This is a genomic window from Dyadobacter chenwenxiniae (genome assembly GCF_022869785.1).
GTDB classification, from domain to species: domain Bacteria; phylum Bacteroidota; class Bacteroidia; order Cytophagales; family Spirosomataceae; genus Dyadobacter; species Dyadobacter chenwenxiniae.
Genome location: NZ_CP094997.1, coordinates 1,056,089 through 1,072,612 on the forward strand (window position 1 = coordinate 1,056,089; position 16,524 = coordinate 1,072,612).

A 16,524-nucleotide genomic window follows, 5' to 3' on the forward strand; every position below is an offset into this window, starting at 1 on the left:
ATAAGTTGGTAAAAGTTCTTGCCCGTATTATCACATTTCGCATTTGGTTTAATGAGCGCTTTTGTAAGATAGTTGTTATAGGCAATCCCTAAAAACAACTTTTACATTTCGTTAACCTTCTTTTACCGGTCCTTAACAGGCGCCAGGATAATAACTTTTAGTTTTGCGGCCACCGCAGTGGCGGACCACCGCAGTGGTTGAAATCCATTCCCACCAAAACTATCCATGAAAAACCAACGCTTTTTTCTGATTCTTTCCTTTCTATTCGTTGTATTTCACGTCCAGGCGGATGATCTGGATGATTTTATCCGGAGCCAAATGCAGAAGCGGGGCATTCCCGGCTTGTCCCTGGCTATCATTCAGGACGGAAAAATCCTGAAGGCTCAGTCATATGGATTTATTGATAAGGATGGAAAGGTGCCTGTCACGACGAACACCTTGTTTCAGGCAGGCTCGGTTAGTAAATCTGTTGCGGCTATGGGCGCTCTGTATCTTGTTGAACATAATAAACTTTCTCTGGATGAGGATGTTAACGTAAAACTAAAAAGTTGGAAAGTTCCTGATAATGAATTTACAAACGACAAAAAGGTTACACTGCGCGGGATACTCAGTCATACTGCCGGTCTGACAGTGCACGGATTCCCGGGCTACGCTGTGGGCGGGAAGATCCCTTCGGTCGTTCAGATTCTGGATGGGACAGCCCCGTCGAATACATCACCGGTTCGCGTAGCCTTTGTTCCGGGCTCCCGTTGGAAGTATTCAGGTGGCGGTTATACCGTCATGCAACAACTGATGGTGGATGTGACGGGCGCTGTTTTTTCGGAATTCATGAAAAGCAATGTGCTTTCGCCACTTGGTATGAAAAATAGCACCTACCAACAACCCTTACCCGCGGAACTGGCCAAATTGACGGCAACCGGTCACTACAACAATCGAAGATTAGTGGAAGGTCGCTGGCACATTTATCCTGAGATGGCAGCAGCGGGATTGTGGACTACGCCGTCCGATCTGGCCCGGTTCGCGATTAGTATTCAGAATGCCTATGCCGGAAAATCAGGAAGTGTTTTATCCCAGTCCATGACCCGCCAAATGTTGACAGATCAGAAAAACAGGGATGGATTGGGTGTTTTTTTGCAGGGTGACAGTACTACGCTCCGCTTCGGCCACAATGGGCGCGACGAGGGTTTTGATGCGTTACTTACCGCTAGTGTGGACAAAGGACAAGGCATTGTGATCATGATCAATGCGAATGATAACTCGCATATGATGGGCAGGATTGTTGATTTTATCGCTGACTATTACCACTGGAAGGGATTTCCTGTAAAGACTAAGCCGGCCGCGGTGGATGTGGATTCCAAAACTTTAAAGGCTTTCGAAGGTCGGTATGAATTGTTTAATAATCGAATTGTCACTTTTGAGGCTGAGAATCAGAGACTTTTTACCTTGGAAGATGGTTTTGTTGATGAAGAATTTGTGCCCGTCGCTAATAATAAGTTTACATCGACTGACCGCAATGTTTCTGTGATCTTCAATCCCGACGCTAATGGAAATGTGACTGGCTTCACGCTTAAAGACGATGATCAAGGCTATCAGCGAAAGGTTCCACGTATTGGGCCGCTTGCCGATGCCCATAAAACCAATGCTGATCCTGATCCGTCACGCACACCCAAAATCATGGTGGCTTTGCAGGCTATGGTAAAAGGTGGTAAAATGTTAGAAGAAGCATCGGGCCTCACTTTGGGAGCCAAACGCGATTTTGCAGGAGGAATGCGCGAGCCGGAAACTTTGAAATCATTAACTTTTATTCACTCAGAAAACGTCGCAGGACGGGGAATTCAACGCCATGAAAGCGACGTAAGCGAAATAGTAACTTACCAATTGAAGTCCAATCAGCCGGACACCTATATACTCGTCCATCTGACCTCCGACGGCTTGGTTACGGATTGCGATCTCGTTGAAAAATAATAGCTATATGAAGCAAATTATGCAGGTACTTCGTTGCCGGCAATAATGTTTTCCCGATGCTGCTTTCCGCTAATTACTTGTTAATGTGGTTTTACTTTAAATTAAAAAAGATGAAAAAATTATTTGTGTTTAGTCCGGTTGTCCTCCTGGTATTCTTTCTGCTAAATTCATTTGTGATAAAAGAAAAGAATGCAAAAAGGAAACCAATAAAAGAAGCTAAATCATCGGCGATTACCAACATCATTTTCAAATCAACTGATGGCGGACAAACCTGGCAGGACATTAGCGAAGGACTGCCCGTGAAATTGCAGAAAGAAGGTATACGGGGAGATGGTTTCTTTGCAAATGACCGTGGGCTCTATTTACGTGCTGGAAATGGGGTTTATCACAGTGAACCAAATGCCACAACTGCTTTCTGGACAAAAGAAATTTTCCCTGGTGATCAACGTAACATTGTCCCTGGCAAGAATGGGATACTTGCATATAATATCAGGGGTCAATTTCTAAAAAAAATAAACGGAACGAGTGATTGGTCGCCCATGTATACGAATTTTCAAGAGCAAGCCGTACGCTTAGACAGCACGAAAGATTGGATGTACAAGACTTATAAAGAGAGAGAAGTACGCACCGTTTTTGAAACTGCCGGAGGCACAGTGCTCATTGGCTCCAGCAACAGCCTTTTTAGATCCACTAACAAGGGAAAAACCTGGAAACAACTGCATGTTGGAAACGGTAGAATGAGATTGGTAGAGTCAAACGGCGTACTCCTGACTACCAGCAAAGATGGAATATTAAGATCGATCGATGATGGTCAAAACTGGGATCGCGTGATTAGTGAAGGGGGGCTTGGCGTCGCTGTGGAACGTATTGATGGAGGATTTGCCGCCATAGTAAACAACCCGACAACTCAAAGAAATAGCATACACATTTCAATGGATAGCGGAAAAACCTGGAATACCATAGGCGAAGACCTACAACCTTCCAGGGCTAGTTTATTAATGAAAGAAATAGGCGTACTTAAATCTTTGTCGGAGATTTTATCAATCAAACAAATGGGTAATTATTTAATTTGTGGCCGCACAGATGGCATATTCCGGTCATCTGATATGGGCAAAACATGGACAAAACTGTTAATTCCTGCGGTAGAAAATTTTGGCTTCAACTTATCTGTTTCTGGCAACGTGATGTATGTCATGCCAAATAAAGGATGTTGAAAAACTCCAGACTCAGAAATAATGTGTATCGCTGATAGTAAAATCATTTATCATTACCAAGGTTGCATATGCTGTTCTGGTCATGTAACTGTTTCGGGCGACGTTAAACGCCTTATGAAAGTCGTAGCAAGGAGGGCTCGGAAACCTGCCTTGGAATAAGTACGCGTCGTTTCACCGATGAATGAATGAATATTTTACGCTGGCTGGGGAATGATTCTTAGATATGGCTTTAACGTTTTCCAGCCTTCAGGGTATTTTTCTTTTGCTTCTGCATCCGAGACAGCGGGTACAATGATTACTTCGTCGCCGTCATTCCAGTTTACGGGCGTGGCTACGCGATGTTGGGCAGTGAGCTGCATGGAATCCAGCACGCGAAGGATTTCGTGGAAGTTCCTCCCGGTGGTCATTGGGTAGGTGAGGTTCAGCTTGATTTTTTTGTCCGGGCCGACTATAAAAACCGAGCGTACAGTCTGATTAGTCATCGCTGTCCGGCCTTCCGACGTGCCCGGTTCTTCGGCAGGCAGCATATCGTAAAGTTTGGCAATCGACAAGTCCGGGTCGCCGATCATCGGATAATTTACTGCGTAGCCCTGCGTTTCCTCAATGTCTTTTTCCCATTTGAAATGACTTTCTACCGGGTCTACGCTCAATCCGATCACTTTGCAGTTCCTTCGTTCAAACTCGGGCGCAAGTTTGGCCATATAACCAAGCTCGGTGGTGCAAACGGGTGTAAAATCCTTGGGGTGAGAGAAAAGAATGGCCCAGCTGTTTCCCATCCATTCGTGAAACCGGATCGGTCCCTGGGTGGTGTCGGCCTGGAAATCGGGAGCAGTGTCGTTTAATCTGAGGCTCATAATATAATGTCGGAAAAAGTTTATGTATGGATCAGCGCCATAACTTACCCAAAGGTGGATAAGGCTTGGAGATCGGTCAAAAAATTGGGATGAACGACGCTAAAAAGGGACGAAACAGCAGAAGTTTGTGAAAGGGGTGGTGAAGGCAATTATCCGTGTCTGATGCCCAGCGTGCTCAGGAGCTCGTCGCGATACGATTTGCCGATCGGAATCTTGATGCCGTGCACCGAAATTTCATTTGGGAAAATGTCGTCGATCAGATTTACATTGACTGAAAAACGGCGGTGGACGCGGACGAAGGCCGCTGGGTCGAGCTGTTCAATGAAATCGGTGATCGTGGAGCGCACCATGATCTTTTTCTGCGAAGTGAGGTGAAGCAGCACGTAATTGGCCTCACTTTCGAGGTAAAGAAGTTCGTCGAAAAATATTTTTCTGAACACGTAGCCATCTTTTACGAACATGAAATTTCTGATCGGCACGGATGGCATTTTTGCCGGACCAGCGCCCATTTTGCTTCCCGAGAAATTATTGAATGCAATCTCGATCGCGGCATACAGTTCCTCTTTCGTGAATGGCTTTACAATGTAGGCATGAGGCTTCACCCTTTTTGCGCGGTCAATGGTTTCGATATCACTGTTTGCGGTCAGGAATATGAAAGGCAGCTTGTAGGATTCGTTCAGCTTTTCGGCAACGTCAAGACCGTCTTTTCGGCCAGCCAGCTGAATGTCCAGCAGCAAGAGGTCCGGCATGTCATTTTCAATTAGTTCGATCGCTTCGGTGTAGTTGATCGCCGGGCCGCAATGCGAATATCCCAACTCGTCGAGCGTGTGGAGGATCGTTCTGGCGATGACGAGCTCATCTTCTACTACACCTATTTTTAAAACGCTCATGAGTAGTTAATCCTGGGTTTTTCTGACTTCGCGGTTCGTAAAATTAATCGTAAAAACGGCACCATTCAGCGTTTGATACTGAACTTTTCCGCCAATCTGCCTGCTGAGATCTTTAATTAGCTGTAAGCCAAGCGTGGGTGCACTAGTCAGGCTAAAATCCTCTGGCAGGCCCGGGCCATTGTCGGAGTAGCGCAGCTGATATCTGCCTTCGTCCAGCTCCGTAATTTCCAGCCCGATCATTCCGATTTCTACATTGCTGAATGCATATTTGAAAGAATTGGACAGTAATTCATTAAGGATCAATCCGATAGGGACAGCCGAGTCAATGTCTAAATGGAGCTCAGGAACGTGGATTGAAATCGTGACATCTTTTTGTTTTTGGAAAACACTTTTCACCTGTCGGCACAGGTCACCGATAAACTGTTTCAGATTAATCGTACTCAGGTTTTCAAGCTGGTAGAGGTTCTGATGGATCAATGCAATGCTCCGTACGCGGTTGCGGCCTTCCTGCAATGCGGTCCTGGCAGTGTCGTCGGTCAAAGTTTTGCTTTGCAGTTCAAGCAGCCCTGAAATGACCTGCAAGTTGTTTTTAACCCGGTGGTGGATCTCTTTCATCAATACATCCTTTTCCATCAAAAGGGCCGATTGCTCGGAAACGGACTGTTTTAGCTGCATCGTACGCTCATTCACGATTTCTTCAAGTTTCCTTTTTTCCCAGGCCAGTTGTTTCAAACGGAGCCTGATGATCAGGAAAACGCCCATTGTGAACAGCACTAAAATTAGCAGTATAAACCACCATTGCAGATAAACGGGTTTGAGCACCGTTATCGGAATGCTCAATTCCATCCTGTTCCAGGCTCCTTCACGGTTTTGCGCCTTGATGCGAAGCGTAAATTGGCCATGAGGTAAGCCGCTGATCCTGATTGAGTTCTCATTAATATAATTCCAGTCGCCATCAAAACCATCAATTTTATAGGCATAGCGATGTCCCTCATTTTTGGTAAAATCGAGTAACTGAAAGTCAACCGTTAAAAATTTGTCGCTCGGTGCCAACGTAATTTTCCGGGTTTTCAGTAGCTCGGCAGTTTTGTTGACCAATGTATTTTTTGAACCAATGAACTGACTAAACGAAATGATCCTGAATGGTACGTCCAACGTGCTGCTATCTGTCCTGAAATCGCTTGGGTTGAAGGCATTGACGCCATTTAATCCTCCAAAAAACAATCGGCCATCGTCCGCTTTGAAAGAGGATGTTCGGTTAAATTCATTGTGTGAAATGCCGTCGGCTGTGGTGTACGTACTCACCTGGAATGTCTTACGGTTAAACCGAATCAGGCCATAATCGGAGCTGATCCACAAGTTCCCAAACTCATCCGGCTCGATCCGGTACAACACATCGGACGGCAGGCCAGCCGTAATGTTGAACTGCCGGGAAGTGTTGGCTTTAAGGTCCCAACGAAAAAGTCCCTCGCCATTGGTAGCCAACCAAAAGATCCCGTCGCGGTCGCGGTATGCATCCAGAAGGCTTAATGTGTTTAAAAATGGGGATTGGAGCTTGGCTATTGACCAATTGCTGTTATCGGCCGTCGGCTTTCTACTTTCGGAAATTGTTTGAAATTTGTATAAACCATTCTCGGCCACTGCCCACAACATACCATCATTGTCCCTGAAAAACCGGTAGACAAATTTAGCATTAGCACCCGGCGTATTCCTTGTTGGCAGGGAATCGAAACGCTTGGTGTTCGAGTTGAAGATGGAAAAACCTTCGGTTCTTCCCATAAGTAACAGGCTGTCATTCAACGAAAACATCGACCATATTTCGGAACCCAGGCCAGCCGGATAGGGCTTCGCCTTATTGGTTTCAATGTCGTACCTGAATAATGTATATCCGCCGCTGTAAAGCGCCGATCGGTGTTTGACGAGCGAATAGTGGATTTCCTGGTGTTGTAATGCCCGCATTTTATTTGCCTGCTGCGTAAATGTATGTGACCAGATGTTGGCCGCCACATTCCCGGCCCGGTCTGCATAAATGCCGCGTGCCTGGCTATTTGGCTGAATATTTTGCTGGCTACCGGAGAAATAAGGTTTGAACCGGTTCTTGTTCAGCTTTACCTGGATGACGCCGAGGGAAGTACAAACCCAGATATTTCCAAGTGAATCGGGGAAAAGCTGGTATACAAACAGGTTTTCAAAGCCTTTGAGCTCCGACCGGTCTACCACGCGGAGAAATGCATTTTTGTTCCATATAAAAAGCGCATCGGTAGGGATATAAAATGCCGTAGCGTCTCCGCCGGACGCCACCTGAAACCAGTACCGGCTTTTCACCGGCCCAAGATTGTACTCGGACGGATCGGCAATCGTTTCAAGTTTACCATGCTTTGAGAGCTTGTCAATGGCAAAGTTATCTGGATTCTCTGCCGTGTTGTAGGTAAGCAAAAGCTCATTTTTATGAGTAAAGCCAATTGGTAATGAGCGCAATACATTGTGTTGGCGAAAGGCCGTCACCCCATTGTCGGTAACGAGGTACTGAATTTCCTGGTTGTTTAGTTTTAAAAGCGCTTTTCCGGCCGTGAATGTACAATTCGGGCCCGACACCCGGTAGTCATATTCCATACCGTTCGCTTTCCAATCCTTCATTTCAAAACGGAGCCTGAAACCTGTTTTTGACGAGTATTTCCAATATCGAAAGGGTGATACGGTGAGGATGCTGACTTCGCCGGTGCCGTCATTCGCCACCCAGTATACGTCCTTCTCTTTGAATGGTAAGTTTGGAAATGCGGCCGTCAGCGTTTGAATGCGCTGCGTAGTAGCGTCCATGATATCCACTTTTCCGTTTGCAATAAGCTGGAACCCACTGCTTCCGTACAGAATAAAAAACCTGTTCGCGTCGTCTTTGGCGAGCTGGACTACCTTATTTTCCTGCAACCTGTCACGTTGCCGGGTAAATAACAGCGAATGCTGGCCGTCGTAGCGGTTCAGTCCGTTGCGGGTTCCAAACCAAAGAAAACCAGAAGAGTCCTGCAGCCCGCAAAAAACCTCATGCGAGGCCAGCCCATTTTCGATCGAAAGCAGCCGTTTGGTGATCGTATACTCGGACGCGCGTGCACTATCTACCTGACCAGCCAGCAGATGGGAAGTCAGGAAAAAGGCCAGCGGCGAAAGCCATCGAAGCGTTAAAGACAACCGCTTCAAAGACTCAAAATTCAGGTGTTCTTTCACTGCCAGTCTTTGTCTTTAAAATAGATTTTCGGAGAAGTGACCAGGACGAAATGTATTGGCTCCTTTAACCATAGTGTAAAATACAGTTCCATCCTGAATCTAATGTTCGTGTAAAGGTGCAGTTTGATTTTTCAGATTCCAACGTCTGTCGCGCCCTTCCGGCGGGCCCAGTTTCGGATAGGCTACTGCCCGGATGTTTCTGGTACATCCCGGATTCTCTCATTGCTATGGTGTACTTTCACAAACTTCCGACATTTCATCCCCGCACAGGCACGTTCGTCCCTTTTTTTTGACCTTATAGCTGCCCAAAGCCACCTTTGGGAAAGCTATGGCACTGATCGACCTGGATAAAATTATTGTAAGAAGAACCATTCTGGGTATTCGCTGTCCTGTATGCGGAGGAAACCTGCTTGTTTCTGAAGAAAAATCTGTCATCAGCAAGCTCACCAGGATTATTTCCCTTGGAACCGTCAGGCCCGAAGACTATGCATGCGAAACGTGCAAGAAGCGGTACATACTGCTTTGATGGCAAACGCCTGATCGATTCGGACCTGTCTGAATACTTAATTGCAAACCGCTAAAACCTTTAATCATGCCTACCTACCTGATTGAAATCCCCCATTCCGAGAAAGTTTCGGATTGTATGCACGTCATCAATGTGTTTCTGACCTCAGGTTCACACATCATTTCCCAGGCGCACTGGGGATGTAAGGATGGTGTGCACAAAATGTGGTTTATCTACGACTTTGACAGCAAAGAACAAGTTCTCCAATCAATTCCGCCACTCATGCGGCCTCAGGCACAGATTGTCGAGCTGAATAAGTTCCGCATCGAGGATGTGTCACAGTACACCACGGAATGACTTCCGTAACCATAGACGCAACTTAGGAAATGATCAAATCCAGCCTGAAACGGCGGAAACAAAAGCCAGGTCCGGAGACGGGCCTGGTTTCTCCCTGTTAAAATTTCAACGAAAATGAAACAAACTGTACTTGCTTCTAAATTCATATCAAAAGCAGTAATGCGACTGTTGTTTGCGACCATGCTGCTGTTTCCTATCGAGAGGGCATTGGCACAAACGACCTGGAATGGCAGTGTGGATTCGGATTGGAACAAACCGGCGAACTGGTCGGCGGGTGTGCCGGACGCCAACGCGAAAGTAACGATTCCCGACGTGATCAATGATCCCGTTGTTTCCGAAGTTGCGCTGGCCAATTCGGTACTTGTGGAATCGGGAGGCACATTAATTATACAAGCGGCGGGAACTCTCTCGGTCAATGGCTCTGCGGTATACACTACTCCGTTCAATGCCACGGCTACAATTCACAACCTTGGAACCATCACCAACAACGGCACGCTGACCATCGGGTCGGCAGCTGGTGCCGGTGCTTATGGTATTGCCAGTCAGGGCACGTTTACGAACAGCCCAACCGGTGTCATCCGTATTGACCGAACAACCGACACCGGTTTATATGTAGTTTCCGGAAGCTTTACCAATAGCGGGGATGTTATTATAGGCAGTGGCGAAACTGTGGGATATCATGGTATCTGGAACGACGGGGCGTTCGTCAACAATGCCGATGGCGGCATTCGTATCGATCGTTCCTCGCTAAGAGGATTGGTAACCAATAGCAACAGCTTCCATACCAGCGGGGTAATTACCATTGGCGCAATAGCTGAGGTCGGTTCAAACGGCGTTGAGAACCGGGCTACCCTGAACGTCGATGCCTGCGGAAAGCTGCTTGTGCTCAGAGGGGACTTTGTCAATGAGAGCGCTAAAAACGTGACCAATGCCGGATTGATCCAGATCAGTAACCGTTTGACGAATAATGGCACTTTTACGAATGCTGGTGTTCTCAAATACAGTGATCTGAGCGGATCGGTAGCCAACAATTATGTTATTGTTAATAACGCACCAACACCAATTTTCAGTTACGGCGTCGGAGCTTCGGGAAGCGTGAAAGGCATTTATAAGGACAGCGACGGAGCACTGTCAGCAGGTGTATTCTCTGCTCCAAATCATTTTGTTCCCGACGCATCTTTGCCGGTCGGTATGCACGCACTTTATGCCAAAGTGGTCATTGCGGCGGGTAATTGCGAATTTTTTGTGCCATTTACCTATGTTGTATTGCCGCCTGCAATGGCAAACCAAACCACCTGGACTGGCGCGATAAGCGGGGCCTGGAACGAACCGGGTAACTGGTCCAATGGTGTGCCGACGGCGGATTACGTCGCAATTATTCCCGGAATTTTCAGTAATCCCCCTCTCATTTCCGCCACCACGCAAGCAGCGGCTTATGCGGTTCATGTCGAGCAGGCAGCCTCTTTGAATATTGAAACAGGCGGCAGCCTTACGATCAGCGGTTCAGCGCCTTATGCGAGCCCATTTAATCTGACCGCTGCGCTTTACAATGAAGGTGTGTTCAAAAACAGCGGTAATCTGATCATGGGAACGCCGGAAACCGCCGGGTCTTACGGCCTTTTTAATCTAGAACAATTTTCAAATAACGGGGGAACCATCCAAATCGATTATACTACGCAAACCGCGCTCCATAATGCTTCCGGTACGTTTACAAACTCGGGAAACCTTATTTTAGGTAAAAAATCAAGCATAGGCAGCGTTGGAATCTGGAACGGGGCCGATTTCTTTAATTCAAACACAGGATCGGTAAGCATCGACCGGTCTGCCGGTAGTGCGATTACGAACGAATCAGGCGATGGCGTTTTATTCACCAATAACGGATTGATCGCAATAGGCGGAGAAGCTTCTGTCGGAACCTATGGAATCGATAACCGCTTTAATTTCAACAACAATGCCGGGGCAGAGATTAGGATCGACCGGACAACAGAGGCGGGCCTCCATAACGCTTACAATTTTAACAATGCAGGAAATGTCACCATCGGCGAAAATGCTGATGTGGGCACCAATGCTATTCATAATCAGGGAATGATCACCAATACGGCCTGCGCAACACTCCGGTTGCTGCGAGGCAACTTCCTGATCACATTTCCATACCAGGTTGAAAACAACGGACTGCTGCTGATCACCAACTCGCTTGTAAACGGTGGAATGGTTACCAATAATGGAGTCTTGAATGTCGGGGATAACAGCTACGAGGTAAACGTTTTTAATAATTCGGTTTTCGTTCAAAATGAGGTGCTGCCAATCTTTCGGTATGGCAGCTCATTTTCAGGGACGGTCAACGGTATTTTTAATGATAAGGAGGCCACACAGCCCGCCGGAACTTTCACCGCACCGAACACTTTCGTGCCCGACGTAATTAACAACACGGTTCTGACACTATATGCCAAAATAACGCTGAATTCGGGCGCGTGCAGTTACATCGTACCGTTTCGACTTCCCGCCGCTGCTCCGGCTATCAATATCAAGGGCAAGGGTGTCATTATTAAAAACGGAGATCATATTGCAGATCCGGTAGACGACACCGCGTTCGGCCTGTTATATCCCGGCGAAGGCACTTCGGTGCGCACCTATACGATTGAGAATGTGGGGTTCGCTGCCCTGAACCTGACAGGTGCTCCCGCAGTAAGTCTCACAGGGTCAGGCGATTTTACGGTTACTTCCCAGCCAGCTGCAACGGTTCCGCCAGGCGGAAATACTACTTTTCAAATCACTTTTGATCCGAGTTCGACAGGAAACAAACAGGCAATCGTAAGTGTCGCAAGCAACGATTCCTACAAAAATCCCTACACTTTCGGGATAGGTGGAGACGGAGCTAACGGTTGCCCCCCGCAGGAGAGCAACGGTCAAATGGTTTGGACCGGCGCGGCGGGAACCGACTGGGCCGACCGCTGCAACTGGTCGCCTTCATCCACTCCCGGGGAAATCAATGACATCGTGATCCCTGCCACTGCTAACCAACCGGTGATCTCTGCTGGTTATGATGCGAAGATTAAAACCTTGGTGGTGCAAGGCGGTGCGACGTTGACCATCGATGCCCTTGGTAGTCTTACCGTAATGAGGTCGAAGGCGATCGGGGACTCAGAAACGGCACTTTACAATGCCGGCACTATTCAAAACAAAGGGCACCTTACATTGCTGGATGCGGCCGGCACCGCGACTTATGCCCTGTCTAATGCCGGAACATTTGTGAATGCTTCCTGCGCAGAATTTTCTATATCAAAATCACTCAAAAACACCTCGGCATTTGATAACAATGGGCTGATGACCATCACAGCGGCATCTACACATATAAATACCGGCACATTCACCAACAATGGGATCATCGTGTATCCACAGGGAAATTCCATTCCGGCCGTCACTAACAATGAAATCGTTGTCGTGCCAGGCTCGGTAACATCTTGTGAAACGTTAAGTCCGGCTTTTAACTTAAACGGGGAGGCAGCATTCACCATCGCAGGTGTTTTCAGGGATGCGTCAGGTTTGGTCAGTGCAGGTATTTACAATGCAGGCTCTGATACGTTTACGCCAGAGGCCGCCCTGGGGGAAGGCGTTCATGGATTGTTTGTTAAAATTGAAGACGTGGCTAACAGCTGCGTCAGAACAGTTCCGTGGCAGTTGACAGTAACAAAATGCTGCGTCCCACCCGTTTTTACCGCTCCCACCGTAACGCAGCCCGCTTACCCTGTGACCACGGGAACGATTGTGATCAACATCACGGCTGCAGAACCCGTTGAATATAGCGTGGACAACGGCAGTAATTGGTCCGGCAATGCAACATTCGGTAACCTGACAGCGGGTAATTATCGTCTCAAAGCAAGGATAGCCGCGTTGCCGGCTTGCGAGAGCACCTATGCAAATAATCCCGTCGTGCTTACGGAGTTTACAACCGCGATGGACACCTGGACGGGGACTGTTTCGGATGACTGGAGCCTGGCGGGAAACTGGCAGGATGGAACTGTTCCCACGACATCCGACGACGTGGTAATCCCCGACGTCGCTAATGATCCCGTCGTCAGGGCACAAACGGCTGGTGAAGCGAAGTCTGTATTCGTGCAGGGTGGGGCTTCGCTTACCGTCAGTGCCGAAGCAATGCTGACGATCAATGGGTTTGCATCCTACGCGTCGTTGCAATCGGGTGCCGAGCCATTCAATTTTACAGCTGGACTCAACAATCTGGGAGCCGTGAACAATAGCGGTACGATCGCCATCGGTTCGTCGAGTGGGGTTGGGACTTATGCGATGGTCAATCAGGGTGCTATGATCAACAATTCAGGAGGAAGCATCCAAGTTGACCGCTCAGAGGATACTGGCATTTATAATGCTGCCGGGAGTTTTACGAATGGCGCTGCGATTACCATCGGTGCTGCTGAAAACATAGGCAACCACGGAATCTGGAACGATGCAGCATTCACTAACAACAGCGGCGGAGTCATTAAAATCGATCGATCGGCGCTGAGGGCATTGATGAACAATGCGGATAGCCCGAAATCTGTTTACGCGACCTTCCACAACGAAGGGGCCATAACGATAGGCGAAAATGCCGCTACCGGGGCTAAGGGAATTGAAAACCTGGCCGACTTTAACAATACGGGTGCGGGTAATATCCATATCGACCAAACGAGCGAAAACGGCCTTTACCATGCGTCGGGGAAGTTTGCCAATAGCGCCGGCATTACCATTGGCGGTTCTGCGGCTAGCGGACTGAATGGCCTGGTTACCTGGGGGAACTTTACCAATACCGCGAGCGGAAACATTCAGGTTTACCGGGTGTCAAGTTTAGGGCTGCATAACGCATCCGGTACCCTTCAAAATCAGGGAAAGATCATCATCGGAGCAACAGCGGGTGCAGGAAGGACCGGCTTTCAAAACAATGGCACATTCAACAATACGGGCGCGGCAGAGCTTCGTGTCGACCTCACATTGACGACTGCGATCCACCATCTTGAAGGGAACTTCAATAATGAGGCGCAGATCGTGATAGGTGCACTGGGAACGGTCGGCCGGTACGGCATCACGACGGAGGCACCTTTCACCAATGGTGCCACAGGAACCATCCATATTGACAGAAGCGACGCATTACAAGGACTCGGGATCTATCAAAACCAGGGTGTTTTTGAAAACTTTGGAGACATTATAGTTGGGACAAACGCTTCGGGAGGAAAGACCAGCCTGCTCGTTGATAAAAATGGGACATTCAACAACAACGCTGGCGGCCTTCTTAAAGCGGACCATAACCGCACTTTGGGGGTGGAAGTTTCGGGAACCTTGAACAATGCGGGCAGCATCGTGGTCGGGTCGGTGGAGCTACAAGGGAATTATGGCCTGTTTAACAACGGCGGAGTAATTAACAACAGTCTGGGCACAAGCGGTGCCCGAGGTGAAATCCGGATCGACGGATCAAGGGAGGCAGCATTTGAAAACAGGGGAAAGCTGGTCAATCATGCCGATTTATTCATTGGTGCGATATCGTCTGTTGGCAAAGCTGGAATAGACAATCGGGGCAGCATTGAAAATAATACGGGCGCTGTAATCCACATTGACCAAAGTACTGTCAATGGCATTGCTGTTGTCGCCGGAACAGTTTCCAACTCTGGTTCTTTCGTGCTCGGTGCAAACAATGCTTTGGGTTCCGATGGGATTCTTAATAAAGCTGCTTTCAGCAATTTGAATGGAGGTAAAATTCAAATAGACCGTTCCACCCGGAGCGCGCTCCAAAACCTGGCAAGCTTTACGAATGCCGGTGAGATCATAATCGGTTCGACTGCCGCAGGGGAAGTGGGAATAGAGACACACGCGATATTTAATAATAGTACGGGCGGACACATCCGGATCGACAATACGACGGATATCGCGTTGTCAACCCCGGCCGGAACCTTTACTAATGCGGCCGAAATCACAATCGGTGGCGTGGCGAACGTAGGCCGTTACGGTCTGGTAAACCGTGCCGCATTCACTAACAATGCTGGCGGCAACATCCGGATCGATCGCTCTGCGGACACTGGGTTGTACGAATCGGCGGGCACATTCACCAATAACGCGGTCATTACCATCGGTGGCTCTGAGCATGTAGGTGTTCATGGCATATTTAACGAGGCTGCATTTGTGAATGCAGGGGAAGGCAACATGCACATTGACCGCAGTACAGCTGCCGGACTTCGTAATTTCAACGGCACTTTCACCAATACGGCACGAGTCACAATTGGCTCCATGGCCAGTGTCGGAACGTTCGGTATCCGGAACCAGGCTGCTTTTGCAAACAATGACGGAGGAAGCATCACGATCGATCGTGCGGCCGAGGGGATTTTCGTCGAAGATCACACCTTTGCCAATGCAGGCACCGTCACGATCGGCGGCGTCGAAGCAATAGCGGCGCTGCTATCACGGCAGGGAGCGGGTAATTTCAGTAATAATGAAAAAGGTCATTTTAAAGCTTCGGGACAAATCGGTGCTGCCGGGTTCACGAATGCAGGCGGCACGCTGTCGCCAGGCTATTCTCCCGGCAAAATGACCTTTAACGAAAGCAAGGATTTCACAAACAGTATCATGGACATCGAGGTCAATGGCCCTGGTACAGCCGGCGTGAACTACGATCAGATAGAAGTGCTGGGAACGGCGACATTGGGCGGCACATTGAAGTTGACTGTCAACTACACGCCTGCCGACGGTGATGAAGTGATTATACTAAATGCGACTGCTATTGAAGGCCAGTTCAGTACCGTAACCGGTGCCACGCGCTGGCGGGTGGAGTACGCACCGGGCACGATCAAGCTGGTTTACGATTCATCTTTGCCCGTTAATCTGATTGAGTTCAATGCCGTGGCGGCAGATCCCGTTATTGCATTACAATGGCTCACCGCTTCTGAAACGAACAATGCAGGATTCCATATCGAACGCAGTGCAAACGCGGCCAACTGGCAAGACATAGGCTTTGTCAAAGGAGCCGGGACTGCGGTGACCACAAACGAATACCGCTTTGAGGATAACAGCCCAATGCCGGGTATGAACTATTACCGTCTGAGACAGACTGATTTTGACGGCAAAACCGAGCACTCGCGCACCAGGGCCGTGAAGTGGATGACTGCCGAAGCCGAGATCATAGTCTGGGCAGATAGGGCGCGCCATGGCCACATCAAAACAGAGGACCAGATAAAACAAGTAACGGTTTTTGACCTGTCGGGAAGAGTAGTGGCTGTGTCGGAACAGAAAAATTTCGATCTGTCCCGCGCGACCGTGGGTTTATTGCTGGTGCGCATTCAAACCAACAACAGAATTGTCACGAAAAGGCTGCTACTTTGGCAATGATGGGCAGTGACAAGCGGGGATGGTTGGCAAGCCGAAATAGGTAGGGTAGCAATGCTGCTATGCATGGATGTGAATCAAAACAGCGCAAGGGACCCGGAAGGCATAGCGCGTGCCCAAGGGTTAACCTTAACAAATTAGTAATCTTGCAGTCGGGT

8 protein-coding genes are annotated in these 16,524 nt (G+C 48.4%); 5 read left to right on the forward strand and 3 right to left on the reverse strand.

Going from position 1 to position 16,524, the window contains the following annotated elements:
* Positions 1 to 225: 225 nt before the first annotated feature.
* Positions 226 to 1,965: a serine hydrolase gene (locus tag MUK70_RS04405; protein ID WP_234657661.1), complete on the forward strand. Its 1,740-nt coding sequence runs from the start codon at positions 226 to 228 to the stop codon at positions 1,963 to 1,965.
* A 110-nt stretch (positions 1,966 to 2,075) separates the two neighbouring features.
* Positions 2,076 to 3,179, forward strand: coding sequence for a WD40/YVTN/BNR-like repeat-containing protein (locus tag MUK70_RS04410; protein ID WP_234657659.1), 1,104 nt, complete (start codon positions 2,076 to 2,078; stop codon positions 3,177 to 3,179).
* 194 nt (positions 3,180 to 3,373) lie between these two features.
* Here MUK70_RS04410 and MUK70_RS04415 read toward each other — a convergent pair whose 3' ends face one another.
* From MUK70_RS04415 to MUK70_RS04425, 3 genes are all read right to left on the reverse strand, one after another.
* Positions 3,374 to 4,033, reverse strand: coding sequence for a peroxiredoxin (locus MUK70_RS04415; protein WP_234657658.1), 660 nt, complete (start codon positions 4,031 to 4,033; stop codon positions 3,374 to 3,376).
* Positions 4,034 to 4,182: 149 nt separating this feature from the next.
* The gene (locus tag MUK70_RS04420; protein ID WP_234602585.1) at positions 4,183 to 4,923 is read right to left on the reverse strand and encodes a LytR/AlgR family response regulator transcription factor; all 741 of its coding nucleotides are present in this window, start codon (positions 4,921 to 4,923) and stop codon (positions 4,183 to 4,185) included.
* 6 nt (positions 4,924 to 4,929) lie between these two features.
* Positions 4,930 to 8,142: a histidine kinase dimerization/phosphoacceptor domain -containing protein gene (locus MUK70_RS04425; RefSeq protein ID WP_234657657.1), complete on the reverse strand. Its 3,213-nt coding sequence runs from the start codon at positions 8,140 to 8,142 to the stop codon at positions 4,930 to 4,932.
* Between the two features lie 328 nt (positions 8,143 to 8,470).
* Between MUK70_RS04425 and MUK70_RS04430 the strand changes: the two genes are divergently transcribed.
* The 3 genes from MUK70_RS04430 to MUK70_RS04440 all read left to right on the forward strand — a co-directional run bounded on the left by MUK70_RS04430 (position 8,471) and on the right by MUK70_RS04440 (position 16,369).
* Positions 8,471 to 8,668 carry a hypothetical protein gene (locus MUK70_RS04430; RefSeq protein WP_234657656.1) on the forward strand — a complete coding sequence of 66 codons (198 nt, stop codon included), beginning with the start codon at positions 8,471 to 8,473 and terminating at the stop codon, positions 8,666 to 8,668.
* Between the two features lie 66 nt (positions 8,669 to 8,734).
* On the forward strand, positions 8,735 to 9,004 hold the full coding sequence (locus MUK70_RS04435; RefSeq protein WP_234657655.1) for a hypothetical protein: 270 nt from the start codon (positions 8,735 to 8,737) through the stop codon (positions 9,002 to 9,004).
* Positions 9,005 to 9,118: 114 nt separating this feature from the next.
* Positions 9,119 to 16,369 (forward strand): DUF8693 domain-containing protein, encoded by a 7,251-nt coding sequence (locus tag MUK70_RS04440; protein ID WP_234657654.1) that lies wholly within the window; start codon positions 9,119 to 9,121, stop codon positions 16,367 to 16,369.
* Positions 16,370 to 16,524: the final 155 nt, after the last annotated feature.